The organism is Natronoglycomyces albus, assembly GCF_016925535.1.
Taxonomy (GTDB): Bacteria; Actinomycetota; Actinomycetes; order Mycobacteriales; family Micromonosporaceae; genus Natronoglycomyces; species Natronoglycomyces albus.
The window spans coordinates 3,819,626-3,841,050 of sequence record NZ_CP070496.1 but is presented as its reverse complement, the minus strand read 5'-3'; the positions used below and the strand labels follow the sequence as shown (position 1 = coordinate 3,841,050).

Annotated in this window: 21 protein-coding genes; 13 read left to right on the top strand and 8 right to left on the bottom strand. The window is 63.3% G+C overall.

Going from position 1 to position 21,425, the window contains the following annotated elements:
- The first annotated feature begins 309 nt into the window (after positions 1-309).
- From JQS30_RS16385 to JQS30_RS16355, 7 genes are all read left to right on the top strand, one after another.
- A complete protein-coding gene (locus tag JQS30_RS16385) occupies positions 310-3,201 on the top strand; it encodes a Na+/H+ antiporter subunit A (protein WP_343076235.1) in 2,892 nt (963 codons plus the stop codon).
- 5 nt (positions 3,202-3,206) lie between these two features.
- Positions 3,207-3,656 (top strand): Na(+)/H(+) antiporter subunit C, encoded by a 450-nt coding sequence (locus tag JQS30_RS16380; protein WP_213171306.1) that lies wholly within the window; start codon positions 3,207-3,209, stop codon positions 3,654-3,656.
- On the top strand, positions 3,656-5,302 hold the full coding sequence (locus JQS30_RS16375) for a Na+/H+ antiporter subunit D (RefSeq protein ID WP_343076234.1): 1,647 nt from the start codon (positions 3,656-3,658) through the stop codon (positions 5,300-5,302). Before JQS30_RS16380 ends, JQS30_RS16375 begins: the two co-directional genes overlap by 1 nt.
- Positions 5,299-6,054, top strand: coding sequence for a Na+/H+ antiporter subunit E (locus JQS30_RS16370; protein WP_213171304.1), 756 nt, complete (start codon positions 5,299-5,301; stop codon positions 6,052-6,054). The genes JQS30_RS16375 and JQS30_RS16370 overlap by 4 nt, the downstream gene beginning before the upstream one ends.
- Positions 6,051-6,314: an MrpF/PhaF family protein gene (locus JQS30_RS16365; RefSeq protein WP_213171303.1), complete on the top strand. Its 264-nt coding sequence runs from the start codon at positions 6,051-6,053 to the stop codon at positions 6,312-6,314. Before JQS30_RS16370 ends, JQS30_RS16365 begins: the two co-directional genes overlap by 4 nt.
- A gap of 2 nt (positions 6,315-6,316) precedes the next feature.
- A complete protein-coding gene (mnhG, locus tag JQS30_RS16360) occupies positions 6,317-6,658 on the top strand; it encodes a monovalent cation/H(+) antiporter subunit G (RefSeq protein ID WP_246497958.1) in 342 nt (113 codons plus the stop codon).
- Positions 6,659-6,744: 86 nt separating this feature from the next.
- The gene (locus JQS30_RS16355) at positions 6,745-7,152 is read left to right on the top strand and encodes a DUF3151 domain-containing protein (protein ID WP_213171302.1); all 408 of its coding nucleotides are present in this window, start codon (positions 6,745-6,747) and stop codon (positions 7,150-7,152) included.
- 228 nt (positions 7,153-7,380) lie between these two features.
- On the opposite strand, the gene JQS30_RS16350 is transcribed toward JQS30_RS16355, so the two are convergent.
- Positions 7,381-9,261, bottom strand: coding sequence for a MinD/ParA family ATP-binding protein (locus tag JQS30_RS16350; RefSeq protein ID WP_213171301.1), 1,881 nt, complete (start codon positions 9,259-9,261; stop codon positions 7,381-7,383).
- 378 nt (positions 9,262-9,639) lie between these two features.
- A complete protein-coding gene (locus JQS30_RS16345) occupies positions 9,640-10,497 on the bottom strand; it encodes a hypothetical protein (RefSeq protein WP_213171300.1) in 858 nt (285 codons plus the stop codon).
- A 128-nt stretch (positions 10,498-10,625) separates the two neighbouring features.
- Between JQS30_RS16345 and JQS30_RS16340 the strand changes: the two genes are divergently transcribed.
- The 4 genes from JQS30_RS16340 to JQS30_RS17445 all read left to right on the top strand — a co-directional run bounded on the left by JQS30_RS16340 (position 10,626) and on the right by JQS30_RS17445 (position 13,734).
- Positions 10,626-11,912: an adenylosuccinate synthase gene (locus tag JQS30_RS16340; protein ID WP_213171299.1), complete on the top strand. Its 1,287-nt coding sequence runs from the start codon at positions 10,626-10,628 to the stop codon at positions 11,910-11,912.
- A 109-nt stretch (positions 11,913-12,021) separates the two neighbouring features.
- Positions 12,022-12,225 (top strand): YlcI/YnfO family protein, encoded by a 204-nt coding sequence (locus JQS30_RS16335; protein ID WP_213171298.1) that lies wholly within the window; start codon positions 12,022-12,024, stop codon positions 12,223-12,225.
- 2 nt (positions 12,226-12,227) lie between these two features.
- On the top strand, positions 12,228-12,617 hold the full coding sequence (locus JQS30_RS16330) for a type II toxin-antitoxin system death-on-curing family toxin (RefSeq protein WP_213171297.1): 390 nt from the start codon (positions 12,228-12,230) through the stop codon (positions 12,615-12,617).
- A 193-nt stretch (positions 12,618-12,810) separates the two neighbouring features.
- Positions 12,811-13,734 (top strand): glycoside hydrolase family 19 protein, encoded by a 924-nt coding sequence (locus JQS30_RS17445; RefSeq protein ID WP_246497957.1) that lies wholly within the window; start codon positions 12,811-12,813, stop codon positions 13,732-13,734.
- Positions 13,735-13,840: 106 nt separating this feature from the next.
- Here JQS30_RS17445 and JQS30_RS17600 read toward each other — a convergent pair whose 3' ends face one another.
- From JQS30_RS17600 to JQS30_RS16295, 6 genes are all read right to left on the bottom strand, one after another.
- Positions 13,841-15,688, bottom strand: a complete 1,848-nt coding sequence (locus tag JQS30_RS17600) for a hypothetical protein (RefSeq protein WP_213171296.1) — start codon at positions 15,686-15,688, stop codon at positions 13,841-13,843.
- Positions 15,689-15,695: 7 nt separating this feature from the next.
- Positions 15,696-16,442 (bottom strand): hypothetical protein, encoded by a 747-nt coding sequence (locus tag JQS30_RS16315; protein WP_213171295.1) that lies wholly within the window; start codon positions 16,440-16,442, stop codon positions 15,696-15,698.
- Between the two features lie 36 nt (positions 16,443-16,478).
- Entirely contained in the window at positions 16,479-17,216 is a 738-nt protein-coding gene (locus JQS30_RS16310) for a hypothetical protein (RefSeq protein WP_213171294.1), read from the bottom strand.
- A 239-nt stretch (positions 17,217-17,455) separates the two neighbouring features.
- Positions 17,456-17,785, bottom strand: a complete 330-nt coding sequence (locus tag JQS30_RS16305) for a hypothetical protein (RefSeq protein WP_213171293.1) — start codon at positions 17,783-17,785, stop codon at positions 17,456-17,458.
- Between the two features lie 97 nt (positions 17,786-17,882).
- Positions 17,883-18,245, bottom strand: a complete 363-nt coding sequence (locus JQS30_RS16300) for a hypothetical protein (RefSeq protein ID WP_213171292.1) — start codon at positions 18,243-18,245, stop codon at positions 17,883-17,885.
- A 12-nt stretch (positions 18,246-18,257) separates the two neighbouring features.
- On the bottom strand, positions 18,258-19,385 hold the full coding sequence (locus JQS30_RS16295) for a WXG100 family type VII secretion target (protein WP_213171291.1): 1,128 nt from the start codon (positions 19,383-19,385) through the stop codon (positions 18,258-18,260).
- 686 nt (positions 19,386-20,071) lie between these two features.
- Here JQS30_RS16295 and JQS30_RS16290 point away from each other — a divergent pair.
- Both JQS30_RS16290 and JQS30_RS16285 read left to right on the top strand, forming a co-directional pair.
- The gene (locus JQS30_RS16290; RefSeq protein WP_213171290.1) at positions 20,072-20,767 is read left to right on the top strand and encodes a hypothetical protein; all 696 of its coding nucleotides are present in this window, start codon (positions 20,072-20,074) and stop codon (positions 20,765-20,767) included.
- Complete coding sequence (locus tag JQS30_RS16285) at positions 20,764-21,159, top strand: hypothetical protein (RefSeq protein WP_213171289.1); 396 nt, start codon at positions 20,764-20,766, stop codon at positions 21,157-21,159. The genes JQS30_RS16290 and JQS30_RS16285 overlap by 4 nt, the downstream gene beginning before the upstream one ends.
- The last annotated feature ends 266 nt before the right edge of the window (positions 21,160-21,425 follow it).

The window sequence follows — 21,425 nt, the reverse complement described above, 5'->3', positions numbered from 1 at the left end:
CTGGGATTGCGCCATTGAGCCCCGGGCAGGGGCAATTGAGATGCTTCTACCTGTGGCCATGTGCCCATCTGGTCATCCGTACCCCCACCCTGTATGCGGGTGGGGCCCATCGGCCTGGCCTCGGAGGGGAAACCGGCCGCCAAGGCGGTATTTGCGCTGTTGACAGGCGAATCACTGCTGTGGGGCCAGGGTGCGATCCCCCTGGCTGCGCTGCGTGACGTGAAGCTCACCGTAGCGAGGGTCACTGCCCTAGCCAGGGATTTTCACGGTAGGCTAACCGCCTGTCGGGCGGGTCGGCTGGAGGTGCGGGTGCTGGGTTTGTTGGCGAGTTACGCGGCCGCGGCCGTTGTCGCCCCTGCCCTGGTCCGCTGGTGGGGCCCCCGAGCTCTCTACGCGATCGCCCTCGTCCCCGCCGCGACGTTCGCTTGGGCGCTCAGCCACGCCCGCGCCGTCTACGACGGCGGCGCGGTGATCGAGATATACCCCTGGGTTCCCCAGCTAGACCTGGAACTGGCCTTCCACATGGGCACCTTTGGGTGGTTCATGGTCCTCATCGTCAGCGGCATCGGCACTCTCGTCCTCATCTACTCGGCCCGCTATTTTCAAGCCGACTCCCCAAGCCTGTCGCGCTTCACCTGGTCGTTCATCGCCTTCGCCGGGGCCATGTTCGGTCTGGTCATCTCCGATGACCTGCTCATGCTCTACATTTTCTGGGAGCTGACCACGGTCTTCTCCTACCTGCTCATCGGGATGGACCCCGAACGTCGCGCCGCCCGCCGAGCCGCCATGCAAGCGCTCCTGGTCACCACCCTCGGTGGCCTGGCCATGCTGGTCGGCTTCATCATGCTGGGCCAACACGCCGGTTCCTATCGCCTCTCCGAAGTCGTCGCGAGCGTGCCCGAAGGCACCTACCTGTCGGTAGCCCTGGTGCTGATCCTGCTGGGAGCCCTGTCAAAGTCAGCGATCTTCCCCTTCAGCTTCTGGCTTCCGGCCGCGATGGCCGCCCCCACCCCGGTCAGCGCCTACCTGCACGCCGCCGCGATGGTCAAAGCCGGAGTCTTCCTCATCGGCATGCTCGCCCCCGTCTACGCCGCCAACGCACTGTGGCAACCAATCGTGCTCACCGGCGGGGCGATCACCATGTTCTTTGGGGCCTGGGCCGCCCTGCGACAACGCGACCTCAAACTCCTGGCCGCCTACGGCACGGTCAGCCAACTGGGTTTGATCACCATCGTGCTGGGCGCGGGCGGCGCGAACACGGCCGTGGCCGGAGTGGCCCTGCTGCTGTCGCACGCGATGTTCAAAGCCGCCCTGTTCCTCATCGTGGGCGTCATCGACCGCACCTGCGGCACCCGCGATATCTGGCAGCTGTCGGGCCTGGGACGCCAGCGCCCGTTCTTGCTGTTCACCGCCGTATTGGCGGTGGCCTCGATGGTGGGCTTCCCGCCGCTGTTCGGCTTCATCGCCAAAGAAGCGGCGCTATCGGCGTTCATTGACGCGGGATCAGGCGTGAACCAGCTAGTGGTAGCCGCTCTCGTCGGGGGATCGGCCCTCACCGTGGCCTATGGGCTGCGCTTCCTGTGGGGAGCGTTCGCGCCCAAACCCGGCGTGGAGACAATCCAGGTGCGCCAGGCCGGTTTCATATTCATGCTGGCCCCCGTGCTGTTGGCTGCCTTGGGCTTGGTCTCGGGGATGGCCGCCCCGGCCATCGACCGCGCGATCCTTCCCTACGCGCAGACATTCGCCGAACCGGTCAGCCTGCACTTGGCCCTATGGCACGGATACAACCTGCCCTTGCTGCTGTCGCTGGTCGCCTTCGCGGCCGGAGCCGGAGTCTTCGCCCTCAGCCAACGCTGGGAGCGCATGAGCCTGCTGAAATTCCCTCGCGACGGCAGTGACGGCTATCGCACGGCCATGAGCTGGATCGACCGCGCGGCCGTGGAGATGACCGGTGCGACCCAACGTGGTTCGCTCCCGTTCTACCTGGGCCTGATCTTGCTAGTCATGATCGTCACCTCCGGTGCCGCGCTCGTGTTCACCCGCTCCTGGCCCCAACAGGTGGAACTGTTCACCTCACCGATTCAGGTCGCCGCCGCGCTGGTCATCATCGTGGTGTCGATATTCGCCGCTGGCACCCAACGGCGACTGACCGCCGTCATCCTCGTGGGCGTGGCCGGTTACGCCGTGGCCGGAATCTTCGTCCTGCACGGCGCACCCGACCTAGCCCTCACCCAGTTCCTGGTCGAAACCGCCACGGTCGTCCTGTTCGTGCTGGTGTTGCGCCGGATGCCCGCCAACTTCTCGGAACGTCCAGTGAAAATGGTGCGCTGGGCGCGCATCGGCATCGGCATCGCCGCTGGCATCGTCGCCTCCCTCATGGCCTTCGTAGCCGTGGGAGGGCGCGAAGCGATACCAGTCTCCACGGAATTCCCCGACCTCGCCTACTACGTCGGCGGCGGAGCCAACGTCGTCAACGTGACGCTAGTGGACATTCGCGTATGGGACACCATGGGCGAAGTCGCGGTACTAGTGGTGGCCGCGACCGGTGTCGCCAGCTTGATCTTCGGCCACTCCCGGGCGCTACGCCGACGCGGAGCAGCGCGCCCCACCGCCACCTACCGTTCGCCCTGGCTGGCCGGAGCCAGCCCAGAAGCCGCGCGACAGGCCATCATCTTGCAGGTGGTCACCCGGATTCTGTTCCACGCCATCATCCTGTTCTCGATCTACCTACTCTTCGCCGGCCACAACACCCCCGGCGGAGGATTCGCCGGCGGCCTCGTCGCCGGGCTGGCACTCGTGGTGCGATACCTGGCCGGTGGTCGACACGAACTCAACGCCGCCGCACCGGTCGACGCCGGGCGCGTGCTGGGAATCGGGCTCTTCATCGCCCTAGGAGCCGGCGCGACTTCACTGTTCTTCGGCCGCGAGATCTTCGAAAGCGCCGTCATCGACCTCGACATACCGATCCTGGGCAACATTCACGCCGCCAGCTCGGCGGTGGTCGACATCGGGGTCTACCTCATCGTCATCGGCCTCATCCTCGACATCCTGCGCTCCCTCGGGGCTGAAATCGACCGCCAACAGGAAAGCTCCGAGAGCGAACCCGACGACGGAGACGACACCGAGGAGACAACCGAAGTCGCCCCCGAGGGCACTGACGCCTCCGAGAGCGAACCCAACTCGACCTCGAGGAGGCGATAACGCCCATGGCCGTGAATCTGGTCTACATCGTCACCATCGGAGTTCTCTTCGCCGCTGGGGTCTCGCTCATGCTCGAACGCAGCCTCACCCGCGTCATCATGGGCATCATCCTGGTGGGCAACGGCGGCAATCTATTGATCCTGGTCGGAGGCACCTCCGGGAGTGCCCCCCTAGTCGGCTGGTTCCCCGCCGAGGAGATGAGCGACCCACTACCACAGGCGATGATCCTCACCGCCATCGTCATCACCCTGGGTCTGACCGCCTTCCTCCTAGCGCTGGCCTACCGCAGCTGGCAACTGCTGGGCCACGACGACGTCCAAGACGACGTCGAAGACCGCCGCATCATGAAGCGAGCCGAACGCGACGAAGGCCCCGACGACCTCAACGACACCGGAACCGACGAGGCGCAAAGCGAACCCATGAGTGAATTCGAGGGCGAGCGGAGCGACACATGATCGACTACATCGTCCCCTTGCCTGTGCTGCTGCCGCTGCTGGGAGCGGCCGTGACGCTCATGGTGCCGCGCCGGTCGCACCTCCAGCGGGCCGTCAGCACCGTCGTGCTCTCCGCGACACTCCTGGCCGCGATCATCCTGCTGGTCTACACCTGGACCGAAGGCCCCGCCGTGGTGGCCATCGGCGCTTGGGCTCCGCCGGTGGGCATTGTGCTCGTGGCCGACAAGCTGGCGGCCATGATGCTGGTCGTCTCAGCCACCATGACCTTGTGCGTCATGCTCTACGCCATCGGGCAGGGCATGGCCGACGGCAACGAAGGCACCCCACTATCGATCTACCACCCGACGTTTCTGGTCTTGACCGCTGGCGTCACCAACGCGTTCCTCTCCGGGGACCTGTTCAACCTCTATGTGGGCTTCGAAGTGCTGCTGGTGGCGAGCTTCGTCCTGCTGACCTTGGGCAGTACCGAAAACCGGATTCGGGCGGGCACGACCTACGCGGTCGTGTCGATCCTCTCCTCAGTGGTGTTTCTCGTGGCCATCGGCTTGATCTACGCCGCCACCGGAACCCTCAACCTCGCCCAGCTGGCCCACCGACTTGACGACCTGCCCGACGACCTCCGGCTGCTCTTGCAGATCATGCTGCTATTGGGCTTTGGCATCAAGGCGGCCGTGTTCCCCCTGTCCGCCTGGCTTCCCGACTCCTACCCAACCGCGCCCGCCCCGGTCACGGCGGTGTTCGCCGGTCTCTTGACCAAGATCGGTGTCTACGCGATCATCCGCACCGACACCCTGCTCTTCCCCGACGATCGAGCCGTCAACTACTTGATGGTGGCGGCGGGGCTAACCATGGTGGTGGGCATCATGGGCGCGGTCGCGCAAACCGACATCAAACGTCTGTTGTCCTTCACCCTCATCAGCCACATCGGCTACATGATCTTCGGCGTGGCGCTGGCGACGGTGGCGGGACTCTCCGGCGCGATCTTCTACGCGCTGCACCACATCACCATCCAGACGACGCTGTTCCTGGGAGCGGGACTGATCGAACGTCGCGGCGGCAGCACCAACCTAGAACGGCTCGGCGGACTCGCCCGGCTCTCCCCAGTCCTGGCAATCCTCTTCTTCGTCCCCGCCCTAAACCTGGCGGGCATTCCCCCCTTCTCGGGCTTCCTGGGGAAAGTGGGCCTCATGCAAGCGGGCGTAGACGTGGGCACACCGCTGGCCTATGCCCTCGTCGGCAGCGGGGCGCTGGTGAGCCTGCTGACCTTGTACGCCATCGCCCGAGTCTGGAACTTGGCGTTCTGGCGCAGCCCCCACCCCGATATGCTCCTTGTAGGCGACATCGACCGCGCTGGCGTGGCGATTCGCGTCCGCGAAGCGGCACAGCCGTCGGTCACCAGCGCTGCGCCCTCCGCGGCGACGGCGACAAAAGCCGATCCCGCCATCCAGGGCGTCCCCTCCGGGGTCATCTTGCCCAAGCTGATGGTCATCCCAACTTTGATCTTGGTCGCCTTCAGCTTGGCGTTGACTATCTTTGCCGGGCCGCTTTTCGAGTTGACCACGGAATCGGCTACGGATTTGCTGGAGAGAACCCCCTATATCGAAGCTGTCTTCCCTGACGGCGTACCCACGGGGGAGGCACCATGAGCCGACCGCAATCAAACGTGCGCCGCTCCGGCGAGCCACCGCGCTGGCCACGGCTGGTCAGACGCGAGTACTTCCGCAACCGGGTTGTCGCCGCCATAGCGTTGTTGCTGACGTGGGTGTTTCTCTGGGGCACCTTCTCGGTCTTGAGTTTCGTCACCGGACTGATCGTCGCGGTCATCATCCTGGTGGTCTTGCCGCTGCCGCCGGTGAAGTTCGACGGCCGCATCCGACCGGTGGGAATGGCGAAATTCGTGGTCAAGTTCGTCTATGACCTGTTGGTGGCCAGTGCGCAGATCAGCTGGCTGGCCTTCCGGATCGGACGGCAGCCCCGGGGGGCGATCGTGGCCGTGCAGCTGCGAGTCGTCTCCGACCTCAATGTCACTTTGGTGGCCGAGGCGCTGTCGCTGATTCCAGGCAGCCTCATCTTGGAGGCCGACCCCGACACCGGCGTCTTGTACATTCACATGATTGGCACCGAAACCGTCGAGGAAGTCGAGGCGTACAAACGCAACGTGCTGCGGTTGGAGAAACGACTCATCCGGGCGCTCGGTTCCGATGCCGAACTGGCCTTGGTGGAGGATTCCTCCGAACCGGAGCCGCCGCATCGGCCAATGTCGAAGGCCAAGCGGCAATTGCGCGCCCAGGCCGCCGCTGGCCGCAAAGTGGATAAACCCTCCCGCGAGCAGCTGCGAAAGCGCCGCCAACGCAAGCCGAAGAGACGACCTGACGAGGACGGTGAGGTCACCCCATGACGACCCTGACGGTAACTGTGGTGGCGACGATCCTGGTCGCCGCCGGTGCCATGGCGGTGTATCGCGTCGTGCGCGGCCCAGCCACCTTGGACCGCATCGTGGCCACCGATGTGTTCTTGGCGATCATCATGGCCGCCATCGCCGCCGGTGCGGCCTACACCCGGGATGCCTCGGCGTTGCCGATCCTGGTGGTGCTGTCCATTCTTGGGTTCACCAGCACCGTTGGTGTGGCGCGGTTCGCGACCCGGAAGGAGGAGTGAGCGTGGAAGCTGTGCTCGATGTGATCGCGGCGATCTGTATCTTTCTGGGCGCTTTGCTGAGTTTGGCCGCAGGCGTGGCCCTGGTGCGTTTCCCCGACCTTCTCACCCGCATGCACGCGGCGACAAAACCACAGATCTTGGGGTTGCTGCTGATTCTGATCGGGTGTGCCTTGAGCCTGCGCACGACCGTGGACATCACGACTTTGGTCCTGGTGGGCGTCTTTCAGTTGGCCACGGCTCCGGTGGCTGCCTATATGGTCGGTCGCGCCGCCTACCGGGACGGTCAGGCCCGTTCGGATCTGCTGATCTTGGATGAGCTTAACGACAAGGACGAACGTCCCTAGGCCACCGTCTCCGGCGGGTCGTCTCCATCTGGTGGCCGTGAGCGCCGCCGGTGTACCAACCAATTTCACCGGGTTAGGCTTAGCTTATGGTTGCACACAATCTTATGGCTCAGCCTCCCGAAACGCTGCTGCCTGACGACAGCGAAGCCCGCGCGATGCTCGACGAGTCCGGGCCCGAAGAAACGATTCGTCAATACCCGACTTTCTGTGCCGCCTGGGCGCGGCTGGCCAAGGAAGCGCTGGAGCGTGGTGACGACGTCGCCGCGTATGCCTACGCCCGTACTGGCTATCACCGGGGCCTGGATCAACTGCGCGGCAACGGATGGAAGGGTCACGGACCGATTCCCTGGTCACACAAGCCCAACCGTGGTTTCTTGAAGTCGCTGTATCGGCTCAGCCAGGCCGCTGCCGCCATCGGCGAGTCCAAGGAGGCCGCCCGGTGTGCGCAGTTCCTGCGCGACTCCGACCCGGCCGCCGCCGACGCTTTGAGCTAGCGAACTCATACCCGGCCCGACGCCTGCGGATGAGGTTGGCCTGAACGGTCGCCCAAGATCATTCCGACGGGTGATGTTGCCAGGTTAACTCAGCGGTAACAATGGGGGTACGGGGAAACGTCCCTGCCCTAGCAGGGATTGACGTGATGCGGCCCAACTTCACTGTAAAGGTGGAGTTGGGCCGCATTGTCTTGTCTGCCAACAGTGGGGCTTGCGCAAAAGCCTCGTTTATAGACCTTCGGCCACCGCCGCTGTAATGCGCAGCCAGGCGCGACGAGAGGCGTTGCTCAGCAGGTCGTAGCGAATGGGCTCCCCCGAATCGAGCAGCTTCTCATAGGGAGCCAACATGACCGCGCGTGTGCGGGCCGCGAAGTGCCGCTGCACGGCGGGCAGGTCGACATCTTTGCGGTGGGCGGGCATTGACACGACCGTCACCGCTTGCCGCACCAGCTCCCGCCTTCCGGTCTGTTCCAGGTGGTCGAGCGCCCGCGCGGCGGTCTCGGCGGAGTCGTTGCGCGCCGACATGGTGATCACCAGTTGATCGGTTGCGTCGATGGACGACTGCCAGTTCTCGGCCCGGACATTGTTGCCCGTGTCGACGATGATGAGCTTATAGAAGCGGCTGACCGCTTCTCGCAGTTCGCCGAAGGCCTTGGCCGTGAGCATTTCTCCGGCCGTGGCCGACTCATCGGAGGCCAGCACGTCGAACATGGCTTCGCCTTGCGCGCGTACATATTGCGACAGGTCGCCCACGCGGCCGGTGGGCCCTTGGAAGTGGTCGAGGTCCCGCAGCAGGTCGCGCACGGTTCGGATGTGGAAGTCCTGCTGTGCCCGCATCCCCAGCGTGCCTTGGGTTTCGTTGTTGTCCCAGGCCAGGACGTAGCCTCCGCGTCGCTGTCCGAATGTCATGGCCAGCATCAGCACCGCGACGGTTTTCCCCGCCCCGCCTTTGGGGTTGACGACGGTGACTTGCCGCAGGCCGCCAAAGTTGCGCCGCACCATTTCCACATTCCGCGCCCAGGCTCGTTCGCGGCGCGAGGGCGGCAGCTTCAGCAGCCCCAGGCTCAGTTTGCACAGTGCTCCCCGCAGCCCCATCGACGCGATGGGGCCGCTGGGCGGTGTGACCCGGCGGCGGGCGAAGTCGTCGGCGGTGACCCCGATTCGCTCCAGCGCACCGGGCTCGTCGGGGAATGAGCCTGGTGCCATCCCGGCCCCGGAGACGCTATTCCAGGCTGGCACGTGCGACCCGCTGGGTGGCGGGGGAGCCACATAGTGTTCGTCGGTGTCCTCGGGTCCATAGCCCGAATTGTGGTGTGGATTCGGTGGGGGGTAGTGCATGAAATCGGTCCCCTGTTGCTCGATGGGTCCCGAAGGCGCCACAGGCTCGCTCTGGGCGGGGGCGACAGTGTGGGCCTCGGGTGGTTGAGGCGGCGCGGACGCGGTGCCGTCGGCCAGAGGTGGGTTCGTGTTGGTGCTGGGGTCGCCTCCTGCCGTCACCGGCGGGCTTATGACTCGGTGGTCCGCGACCGGCACTGGTGTGGCCACCGGTGGCAGGTCTTCTCCTGGGGCGAAGGCCGGTGGGGGCGAGATGACGTCCTCGTGCGGCTCTTGGCGGTGGAACGTCGGTGTGTGCGGCCCCTGGTCGGTCGCAGGTTCTTGCGCCGCCGGCGCTGGTTGCGCGTTGATCAGGGAAGCCGGTGGGCCAGCGGGAGCCACGTGCGAGACGAAGGGCGACCACGGCATGGGCCCCTGGTCGGCTCGCTTCGCTGGCCGGGAACCATTGCCGCCCTCGGTGCCCTGATGTGAGTGGGATGCTCTGGGCTCTTCGGCTGGCCAAGCGGGTTCAGAGGGCCAGGGAGTGCGCGCTTGGGTCTCGGATGCGTCCGGCTGTTGGTTCCCAGGCGGGGCCGCCGTGGGCGGGGAGGTGAAGGCTTCGGTCGAGAAGGGACCGGCGCTCAAGGGGGCGGCAGTCTCTGGGGCGCTGTGATGGTCTGACCCGGAGTTGGGGATGCGCCCCGATTCGTCTCGCTGCCGTTCATCGTCGGCGCGTGGGGCGTGGCCGCCGTGGCTAGTGGGGGCCTCTGGCCCGGCCGGGCGGTGGTGCTCCACAGTGCCTCCTCAGCAAGCTGACCGTACGGCCCTGGGGCCTGCACCGTCGCGCGAGGAACGTGTGTCCCTGCTCAGGCACGAGGGTGCGGTCTACGCCGTCATCGTGAGGCTTAAGCAAAAGCGCACTGGTGAAATCACCTGGCCTGGGCCACACGAAAACCCAGAAGGTGCCTTTTGCATAAGCTTCCTTCCCCATTGTGGCGTATTTGGCTGCTAAATGGCGGTCACCGCAATTGTTTCGTAACGTCGGGTAAGTGACAGGCGTCACTTTAGATACTTTTAGTCCCTTACATCTCATAAGACAGCCTGGATCTATGGCCACTTCGGGCGCTGTTCCAGCAGCTAGAGACGCTACACAGTGCATGAAGGCGTCGGCGGTTACGCGGCGGGGCTGACATACCAGCCCACGGCCCCCCGCTCGATCCACCAGCTGCGTTTGCGCTTGAGGTCCTCGACAATGCCGTCTTCGATCAGTTTGGTGTCATCGCTTGGGGCCACCTGCACGGCCCGGCCCCGGGCCCGCCGCACCTCGATGCGCTGGCGCGGACGCCCAAAGCGCAACTTGCCGATGCCCCAACGAGCGGGCACCACGACCGGAACGGCCACCGCCACGTCCATCTGTCCGTCGGTCGGGGAGGGCTCGACTAGCGTCATCCCGTTTGCCTGGGCAAACCCGTCGGCGTTGGCGACCACGCAGGTGATGATCTGCTCGCTACCGTCGCTGAGCACCGCGTCGTCCAGGGCGACCACTCCGCGCCACAGGTAGTCGCCGCCGCCGATGCGGACCCCATCGAGCGTGATGCCGCCACCGTCGTGGCGGAAAAAGTCGGTGCGCTTGACGTTTCCGGCCACCATGGCCTCGGCCACCTCCCCGGGCGTCGAGGGCAAGCCCAGGCGGCCCACCAGTCCAGGCGTCTCGCCCAAGGCGAGCACCCCCAGCGGCGGTAGGTCCGGAACCGTGCGGTCCTTCGGCAGGTCGTCGGGTCGCTTGCTGGGAGGCGGGGCGAGGATGCGCACGCAGCGGTGCACCACCGCCCGCAACTGGGCGTCGGTGTCGGCGGCCACGACAATGGCCCGGCCGGACTTCACGACCTCGTCGATGACGGACTCATTGGACGCCTCGACAGTGTCGGCACTCACACCACGGGCCTTCAGCTCATCGACAAGCGTTAGTACTTGCGTACGGGGCCCGCCACTCGAACAGCCCTCTACCAGCGTCAACACGGTAACTTCCACAGTTATTCAGAGTACGGTGTGAGATGAGTCCTTTGACAAAGAGGAGGGGTGGGTGCTGCCAACCTCGCAATAGACCGATTAGGCTTAGGCGGTAATCGGGTGTCTTCCCGGGAAGGTGTGAACGGCAAATGCCAGCGATTGTTGTAGTCGGTACGCAGTGGGGCGACGAAGGTAAAGGTAAAGTCACCGACCTGCTCGGTGCCGATATGGACTATGTGGTCCGGTACCAAGGCGGCAATAACGCCGGTCATACCGTTGTCACTCCCGACGGAAAGAAATACGCCATCCACCTGGTGCCCGTGGGGATTCTGACCCCCGGTTGCATCCCCGTCATCGGTAACGGTGTGGTCGTGGACCCCAAGTTCCTCCTCTCAGAGCTCGACGGCCTCGAAGCCGGGGGAGTGGACGTCTCCAACTTGCGCATTAGCGCCGACGCGAACCTGGTCATGCCGCATCACCGCGCGCTGGACCGCGTCGTGGAGCGTTACTTGGGTAGCTCCCGCATTGGCACGACCGGGCGCGGAATTGGCCCCACCTATGCCGACAAGGTCGCGCGGATGGGTATCCGCGTACAGGACCTGCTCGACCCCAAGATTTTGCAAAAGAAGCTGGAACTGATCCTGCGGGAGAAGAACCAGATCTTGGTGAAGGTCTATAACCGCAAGGCGATCGATTCTGACGCCGTGGTCGCCGAGTACTTGCAGTACGGCGAGCGCCTGGCGCCCTTCATCGCCGACACCCGGCTAGAGCTGAACCAGGCTCTGGACGAGGGCAAGAACGTCCTCATGGAGGGTGCTCAAGCCACGATGCTTGACGTCGACCACGGCACCTACCCGTTCGTGACGTCCTCTAACCCGACCACCGGTGGCGCTTGTGTGGGTGCGGGCATCGCGCCCTCGAAGATCGACACCGTGATCGGCATCATCAAGGCCTACACGACCCGCGTCGGGGCGGGGCCCTTCCCCTCGGAGCTTTTCGACGAGCATGGGGAATTCTTGCTCAAGAAGGGCGGCGAGTACGGGGTGACCACTGGTCGCCAGCGTCGCTGCGGCTGGTTTGACGCCGTGTTGGGCCGTTACGCGGTGCGCGTCAACGGCATCACCGATCTGTTTGTCACCAAGCTTGACGTTCTGTCGGGCCTGGACCGGGTACCGGTCTGCGTGGGTTACGAGGTCGACGGCGAGGTCATGAACGAGATGCCCATGACGCAAACGGATCTGCACCACGCCAAGCCGGTCTATGAGTACCACGACGGATGGTCCGAGGACATCTCCAGCTGTCGCCGATTCGACCAGTTGCCCAAGAACGCGCAGTCCTACATCGAGCGACTTGAGGACTTGTGCAAGGCGCGGGTGTCGGTCGTGGGGGTTGGCCCCGGTCGCGAAGAGAACGTGATCCGTCACCAGATGATCTAAAGCTTCACATGAGGGGGCACCGGCGCTTGCCGGTGCCCCTCATTCATGTCCGACAGAAGAACACCTTTTTAAGGGTGCCATTATGGGCCCATATTGGTACCATAATGGGATGGACATGAGGCTACGAATCCCCGATGAACTGAAAGCTCAGGCTGTTGCTCAGGCTGAGATCGAGCACCGGAGCCTGAACAGTTTTGTTGTCAATGCGATCGAAGAGTATGTGCTCCGGCACGGGCAGGACAACGAGATTCGGCGGATTGCTCGTGAGGAAGCGCAGCGCTACCGTGCGGCTCTTGACGAGCTTGGTAAGTAGTGATGTCTACTCGCCATTTCACTGTTGAGCAGCTGCTGGACGTAGCCGAATTTGCGCTCAATGAGAAGCCACTGGTCCGAGACCCTGGTCTACTTGAGTCGGCCTGCAACCGTCCTGCTGCCAGCTACTTCGGTGCGGAGCAGTATCCGACGCTAATGGAGAAGGCTGCGGCTTTCATGCATTCCATTGCGCGCTTCCATCCGTTGGTGGATGGGAACAAACGCCTCGCTTGGCTTGGCACGGTGACTTTCCTCCGCCTCAACGGTGCGACCGTCACCGCGACTAACCGTGAAGCCGTCGACCTGACGCTTGCGGTTGCCTCCGGTGAGCTGTCGGAAGTCCACGACATTGCCGAGGCTCTCACTCCATACGTCGTGCTTCCCGGCGAGTAGTTCTTTAGAGCCAATCGCCGGGGTCGGCCGCATTTGTGCATTGCGAAGTCCACGGGCAAAGGCGACGTGTGTGGCGCTGGGTGGCGAAACAGTGGAAACTCGCGTTTCAGATTGCGCGCGAAGTCTTGTGAAGATCACAGAGGATATCTATATTCCTCAATAAGGAAAGTTTCCTTCCTGAAAAGGTGATTCTATGCTTCGCTCATCGCGCAAGAGAATGCTCGCGCTGATCAGTACCCTCCTCCTCACCCTCACCGCCGCCGCCGGACTTCCCGCCCTCACCGCCAACGCGCAGACGACCTGCGCCTCCGCCTGGAGTTCTTCCGCCGTCTACAACGGAGGCGATGTCGCCTCCCACAACGGCCACAACTGGACCGCCCAATGGTGGACGCAGGGAGAAACCCCCGGGCAGACTGGAGACTGGGGCGTGTGGCGCGACCCGGTTCCCTGTGGCGGCGACGGTGACCCCGGCGATCCCGGTGACCCGGGCGACCCTGGGTCGTTCGTGGTTACTGAAGCCCAGTTCAACCAGATGTTCCCGCAGCGCAACTCCTTCTACACCTACAGCGGTTTCGTGGAGGCGGCCAACTCCTTCCCCGCCTTCACTAACACCGGCAACAGCACAGTGCAACGTCAAGAGGCCGCCTCCTTCCTGGCCAATATCTCGCATGAAACCGGCGGGCTGGTCCACATCGTTGAACAAGACACCAGCAACTACCCGCACTATTGCGATGCGGGCCAATCATTTGGCTGCCCGGCCGGGAACGACGCCTACTACGGTCGCGGCCCAATCCAGTTGAGCTGGAACTTCAACTACAACGCCGCTGGCAACGACCTCGGTCTGCCGCTGTTGACCAATCCGTGGCTGGTCGAGCAGAACGCGACCGTGGCTTGGCAGACGGCACTGTGGTTCTGGGTGACGCAGTCGGGAGCCGGTTCGATGTCGGGCCACACGGCCATGACGAGCGGGGCCGGATTCGGCGAGTCGATCCGCTCCATTAACGGCTCACTCGAATGCAACGGCGGCAATCCAGGGCAAGTGCAAAGCCGCATCAACCTCTACACCAACTTCACCAACGTCCTGGGAGTGCCAACGGGCGACAACCTGTGGTGCTAGTCCTGTGAGGACGATCCGGGGCGCTAACCCATAACGGACGTGGCCCGCCGACAGCATGTTCTACCTGCTGCCGGCGGGCCACGGTGTTTCTTAGCCGCACTGGGTTCTAGCGGTACTCGTCCTTGCGGGCCGAGTGGACTCCCCAGATGTCGTCCTCGATATCGAATTGGTCATGGATGTCAAGTTCGTGGCCCTGGTCGGGGTCGGGTTGGGCGACGGGGGCTGGTTCGCGTTCGGTTTTTTGCGCTTGGCGTTTCTCCAACGCGGCCGCCAGAGGGCTTTTCTTCTCAGCGGGTTTGTCCTCTTTTTTCTTAGGCTCGTCCTTGGCTGGCTTGGTTGCCGCGCCGGTGGGGCGGCCCATGGACGACAGGGTGCGCTGATCGGATTTCTTGCCCTGCTGTTGGCCACCGGCCTGGCCAGGGGCTCCGGCGCCCATCATGCCCATGCCGCCGCCTGCGCCTCCACGCATACCGCCCCCGGCTCCGCCGCGTCCGCCACTGGCCGCGCCGGAGACTCCGCCGGAGCCACCACGCCCGACGCCAGCAGCCGAACCGGCACCGCCGCGACCCGTCGCACCCAGAGAACCGGTTGATCCGCCCCGTGCACCCGGTGCGAACATTCCGCCCCCGCCCGCTGCTCCGGGTGCCGCACCGGGGGCTGCGCCGCCGGGACTTGCCCCGGGCGCGCCGAGGCTGCCGGGGCTACCGGCATAGAGGCCGTCGCTGACCGCATCGTTGCTGCTGCTGGCGCTGGCTGGCAGCCTCCAGTTGGGGCCACTGCCACCGGAGCCACCGGAGCCGCCGGTTTCCACCTCGTGCAGGGTGGGGGAGACGCCGGGGGTGTAGCCACCGGGTTGGGTCATGCCGGAGGCATCGGGGGTGCCGGTGGGGCCGGGCATGTTCAGGCCGCCATAGCCCGAGCCGTTGGCTCGTTCGGTGTGATCGGTGTGCTCGACCTCGACCGGTTCCATCGTGTATTTCGAGGTCGACAAAGTGGCGTCGGTTTGATCGCGGTGGTCGAGGACGACGGCGTTGATGCGTTCGGACTCGCCCAGTTGTCCGTTATGGACGCTCTGCTTGTAGTTGTCGACTTCCGGGGCGATCTCTTCGCGGGCCTGGGCGATGGCTTCTTGCTCCAGGGTGCCCAGGTGGGTGGCTTCGATTTCCTCATCGGTCATCTGGGCCAGGCGCTGGTCAATGATTTCCTCTGCCCGGGCCAGCTCGCGCTGGTGGAATTCCTCGGTCGCCTCCGGGTCGGCCCCCACCATGGCTAGGGCCTCATCCATCGTCACGCGCTGGCAGTTGCCCTCGGACCAAAACGGCGGCCGCACATGCACATCGGCGGACTCTTTGCGAATATTGGCGTCAAAGAACTGCGGGGCGGGAAACGGGATCTCGCCGGAATCGCCGCCTTGCAGGGTGTGGATGGTCTCGGACTGCTCATAGAGTTCGGCTGAAACTAGGTCGGCATGCTCTCCCGTGGTCCGCAGAGCGTTCAAACATTGCTGGATGTGCTCGTGTAGGGAGTCGAAGTCCGCCCCGTGCCAGGCATGCGACGCGTCCTTCAACACCGCCTCAAGCGAATCCGCGTCATCATAGAGCGAATCGGCGATTTCGTCTCTCCACAGCTTACTAATGGATTCCATGGCATGGCGCTCACCGTTATCGGGGCGTAGCAGGGAGACGATGTCATTAAACATGTGTTCACTGGGCATGACCGCAGAACTGGGTGCAGTATGCAAGTCCCTGACTAGGCTGTCTTCTTTGGGGATGGCGGACATGAGTTCGATCCAGGCCTGATCGGCCGGGTTACGGGCCAGGGTGCAGCCATCCAGGGAACACGAGTTGGACGACAGCAGCAGTTCGGTGGAGTCCAGGGCTTCCTTTTTCCACCCACCCACGCCTGTCTGTGGAGTGAAGTATTTGTGCTCTTCGAAATCATCGTGAACGCTCATCAGAGGCCTACTCCGTCCGATCCAGCAAGTTCAGGAAGTTCTGGTGCACCGCGGGCATGTAGTCCTCGATGAGGAATTGGCTGGCTGAGTCGCGATCGAAGTCGAAGACCGACCACTCACCCGGACCCGCACCCTGACTGTGGTCGGAGTATCTCTCGCTGGGATCCTGCCCGTGGTTGAAGCTGAGTTCGACGACGAAGTCGTCGGCTTGGAAGAAGAAATAGTAGCGGTCGCCTCTGTTTTCGTAGGCGTAGTGGTATGCCTGGTCCCAGGGACCTGCGGGGTTTTCTTCGAAGAAATAATCCTCGCCGTAGAGGTCCTGGTGTCGGTCGGCTACGAATTCCAGCCGGCCCTGGTAGGTTTCCTCGGCCTCGGCGATTGACTCGGTTGGGTAGACGGTGAGCCAGAGATTGCCTTTGGGCGTGCTGGTTCGCCCTGGTGTCATCTCGTATTCAGCCCAGTGGATGCTTCCTTCGCAGCTGATGGAGTGGGGGGAGATGCCGGAGCCGTAGGGGGATTCCACTGGTGGGTTGGGTCGGTCGACGTAACCGAAGAAGTCTTCTGCCATCTCTTCGAGGAACATGTCGCAGGAGGCGTCGAGGTCGGCCAAGGCCATGGCGGGCAGACCCGGCAGGCCATCCCCATTATCGTCATTCCCGTTCTCGTTGTTCCCGTTGTCAGTGGTGCATGCGGTAGCCACCAGCAGGGCGGAGGTAAGAAGGGCGATTGTGGGTAGCCGCGATGCGTTGCGCACAGGCTTATTCCTTTCCATAAAGTTCATGTGAGGGGCCTACTCCGTCCGATCCAGCAAGTTCAGGAAGTTCTGGTGCACCGCGGGCATGTAGTCCTCGATAAGGAATGCGCTGACTGAGTCGCGATCGAAGTCGAAGACCGACCACTCACCGGGACCTGCCCCCTGACTGAGATCGGAGGATTCCTCACTGGGATCTTGCCCGTGGTAGAAGTGCAGCTCAATGACAAAATCGTCGGTTTGGGCGAAGAAGGCGTACCAATCGGTTCGGTCTTCGTAGGCGTAGTGGTATGCCTGGTCCCATGGGCCTGTGGGGTGGTCTTCGAAGAAGAAGTCCTCGCCGTGGTTTTCTTTGTCTCGGTCGGCGACGAATTCCAACCGTCCCGCATAGGTTTCTTCGGCCTCGGCGATTGACTCGGTCGGATAAATTTCGACCAACAGAGTTCCTCTGGGAGTGCTGGTTCGCCCGGGAGAGAATTCGTATTCGGGCCAGAGAACTGTGCCTTCGCAGCTGATGGAGTGGGGGGAGATGCCGGAGCCGTAGGGGGATTCCACTGGTGGGTTGGGTCGGTCGACGTAGCCGAAGAATGCTTCTGCCATCTCTTCGAGGAACATGTCGCAGGAGGCTTCGAGGTCGGTCAGGGCCATGGCGGGCAGGCCCGGCAGGTCATCCCCATTATCGTCATTCCCGTTCGTGCTGTCGCTGCCGCAGGCGGTCCCGAGTAGGAGTGCCGTGCCAGCGAGGGCGGTTCCGGCGAGGCGCAGCGAGCTATTCACTGGCTGATTCCTTTCGTTCCCAGTGGGGGTAGAAGTGTTGATACGGCGATGTTCGAGCAGGAGCGGCGGGCCTGGTCACCGAGCCAGGCGCAGCGCCTAGCGCGGACTTTCCCCCCGATTGTCGCAGGGAATGCCGGGACGTTGGCAGCCTGTGACCGGTATCTGACGACACGTTCGGCCTCGACTGCCAAACCACGGAGTTTGGGCTGTCCGCATCGGCCTCCACCCAGTCTCGGTGCTCATTCACCCTCGGTGGCCTCTTTCAAAGCGTCCAATTCGCGCACGTTCTCATATTCGGTGATGCCGTGCTGTTTCATGACCATCTCTAGCCACGACAGCGCCGCATACATCCCTCGCCGAGTGGTGTCGAGGTTGTTCCAGGCTGTGTAGTGCAGCTGTTTATAGTTCGTCTGGGCGGTGGACTGCCCGCTGAGGACCAGCCCGAAGGCCGGGGCGTAACTCAAGTCGCCTCTGCCGACCATTTCTTGCTTGAGTTCCAGTTTCTCGATCACATGCACTAGCTCGGCATGGATTGTCTTAGCCGCATCAGGGTCAAATTCACGACTCATGGCTATGATTCGCTTTCTTCGTCGTTCGGGATGCTGTTGACAGGTTGTGGACTGAGGATGGCGGCCTATCCGCAACCACCGTCAGCCCGAAAAGGCCTCAGCGGCCGGATTGCCCGGTTTCGTCGTCAGGCTCGAACAAGTCCTTGAGTTCCGCGTTCATGGCCACAATCTGCCCGGCGGCCCCGGCGTTGAACTCTTGGCTGTATTGCTCGGCGAGGCCGGTCAGTTCGGGCCCGATGAGCGGATCGTCGGCGATACTGCTAGCGGACGCCCCTTGGGCTAGGCGGACTCCGATGTCTGCCAACACCGGGTCGTCTAGGTCGCTCATGATCGACCACAGGGCCGCGATCATGCTGTCTTCGGTCTGTGGTTCCTCGGCCTCGGTCTCGGCCTGGATGGCCTTGGCGAACAGCTGCGGGTCGATCGCCTCAGGGCGTAGGGAGAAATTCGCATCGTTCATTGCGTGGGTTTCCTATCCGGGCAGGTGGGTCATTGCGCTGCCAGCCTCATCGGGCGTGGGTAGCTTGGGCAGGGCGTTGCCGCTGGTGTCGACGAGCCCGAGGTCGGTGAGGTCTTCGGCGTCCTCGATCGCTTCGAGTTCGGCCCGGTTCTTCAGCGTGACGGCGTTTCGCAGTGTCGTTATCAGCCGACGCACGATGGCTAGGAGAGCGCCGCCAGTGGCCAGAACCAGGGGCGTCATCGCTGTAGCTGCGGCAGCTTTGGCCGCGAACACAAGTGATAGGCCCAAGTCGAAGATTTGTTCGAAGAGAAAGGTCATTTCCTGACGCTTGTTGGCCATCGCTTCGGCTGCCAGGTTGTAGACCTCACTGGCCTTGGTGAATGTCTCGGCTGAGCGAGCGAGGGTGGTTTCCAGGCGGTAGAGATATTCATCGAACAGCGATGCGGCGTTACCGGTCCATACCTGTGCCGTGCCTACACGCAACGCTTGTAGGTTCTCGGCCAGCTGCCGCACGAATCCTGCAAGATGTTCCATGACTTCGGCATTGGTCTTGATCTGTGCCCAGTCTCCGCACATTGGCTTGGCGAACAACTCGTAGATGTCCCAAGGGCCGTCCATAGCTCCTAGACTTGCGGCGATCGACGTGCCGTGGTGGACGACGGCGCGCGCACCTGAGGCGAAGCTGATGTGGTCTAGCTTCGCGGGGCTGTAGGCGTAGTCGGGATGGTCGCGGTAGTCGCGAGGCTGGCGCAGCGCGTCGGTGGCATCGTAGCGGTCGCGAAAGTCGCTGGGAATCGTTGCGGGGGTGAGGACCAGCTCCCCACCTGAACCGATGAGTTCGATGGCCGCATCCATGTCGGCGGCGGCTTCCTCGTCGCTGTGCCGGTAGGTCCTTAGCGCCCCATCGATCCGGTTGGCCGCCTCTTCGAAGCAGTACATGGCGGCGGTTTTCAGCCAGTCTTCGACTTGATAGTGCAGGTCTTCGCTGGCTTTGTTCAGGACGTTGATAATGCCTTCGGAGTGCTGATACGAGTTGTGTCGGCCCAGGTAGGTCACCGCTTCATGGCAGTACTCGGCCTGGCGGCGCAAACTCGCGCCGACCTTTTCCAAAGCCTCCTGGTCTACGGAGAATCCCGACATCAGGCCATCCCCTCTCCGGGCCGCAACGGCGAGCAGTCGGCTGGATGGCTGGGGGAGCTGCTGTCCGAGGCGTGGACAGAACGTTTCTTCGCCTGCGCTCGCGGCGCAGTACGGAACGGTGAGGGCACGGGACACCTTCCGGAACTGAGGGTTTCTCACTGAGTCATGAAAATTGTACCGAAAGTGCGCAAATTTGTCCGATTAGCAGTACTTGGTGCCGAGGTGGGGAACAGCGATTCCCTAAGCGGATACGACACGCCAGCGCTATGTGTTGTGGATCGCATTCCAGGCGTGGAACTAGTCAACTTTGGGCGACACGCCGCGCCGAAACGCTTGTGGTCGTTGACTTCCGTGTTTTCGTCATGGATAGTTCCCAGATATCCGATGTGATCCGTGTGCATCACGGCATCGCATGGGGCAAAGGCGTTCATGAGCCAGACTGGTTTGTGGCGCACAACTAAACATGACAATTGAATATGGAAACGGGCGGTCCTCGGACCTCAGTCTGGAAACTTGAACCGCGGACCGCCCTGTCAGCATCAAGAAACGGAGTTCGTAATGCTACGAACCACCATACGCTTCCGTGCACCCAAAAACGAGTACTCAACACCCATATCTTCACACCTTTTTGACCCGCATATGCGCAGGCAGATGCGGGTATCGGGCCTGCCTGTAGGTGGTGCGGCATGAGCACTCCCATCTATTCGACCAGCACCCAAACACCCGATCTAGCCGATGCGGCCGAAGTGACCGGTTCGCCCGGTGCGACTGGCGTGTCCGGTGCACAACATGGTGCGGCAGGCTCGGCGAGCGCGCAACTGGGCTTCGCGAGTGAGCCGACCCGTGCGCAATGCGACACCACGGCCGACGCAACTGAGGCGCTAGGTGATGCGGCGTCAGGGGCGAGTGCTGCGCAGCATGACCAGGCGGCGACCCATGACCGGATCGATGCGACTAGCCCCGGCTCGGAGGATCAGGCGAACTCCACGGGAGCAACGGCTTCGGCTCAGGTCGCGGCCAGTGATGCCACGGGTTCGCCGTCGGTCATGACTACCGGCGCGTCGAGCGATAGAGCCTCGGCCTTTTCCACGACTTCTGCGTCCGCGCAAGTGAAGACCACTGGGGCGCAGGTGGTGGAGTTTGGTTTCGACTCCGGGGTCTATATGGTGTCGCCGCATCCGGATAAGGGGGCGGCTCTGGCGCTGAGTTTGCAGGGGGTCTCGTTGGTGATTCCGGTGGCCACGATCGCTCTGGCGCGGGGTCGGATCGCTGATATTGCGTGGGAGTCACCGTTTACTGCTCGTACTGAGCAGTGGCGTGAGGCGTTGCTCGACCGCGTGATCGCCGAGTCGGCTGAGGCGATTCTGGGGGCCGCGTCATGAGTGGCCCGTTTCCGCGTATCCCGGCGATGCGCTCACCCAATGGTCACCCCATACGTAGCGCTAACGGGCAACCGGCCCCTGCCAATGTCACGAGCAGGCTTTCCAAGCTTGATTTGTTGAGCACGCGGCTGGAGCCGGGGAAGTTCTATGGCCGGTTCCTTTCCGATGGGTATTACTACTACTTGTATGGCTCGTGGATGGGCGATTCTGTTGCGGTGCATCGGGAGGAATCGCGCGAGGGTGACCCGATCGTGCGCGCCTACCTGTTGCCCTCGGGTGCTTGGTGGATTAAAACCCTGGTCTTCGGCGAGTCAGCCTATGGGTTGAAGCGTTTCGCGGAGAACTTCACCACCTACGCCGCCGCACACCCCGACCTATCGGGCACGCAGTGACGCAGCCACAAACGTGGCCACTAGACCAAGCCAACGGTGAAGGCTCCATGAGAGACACCACGCCGCTGACTTAACCAAGCTCCAGCCGGGCGACCGATCACCGCACCGGCTGGCAACCCAACCAACTAAATACTTCCACTATCGACAAACACCATTGCAGCTTGCCTGCCAGGCAAGCAACGCGAACCCACCGCTGGAGGCGTTCGCACCAACCGCTGTGGTGGGGGCGGCCCTGACAGCGAAGCTGGCTGTCGGTCAAGAATGGC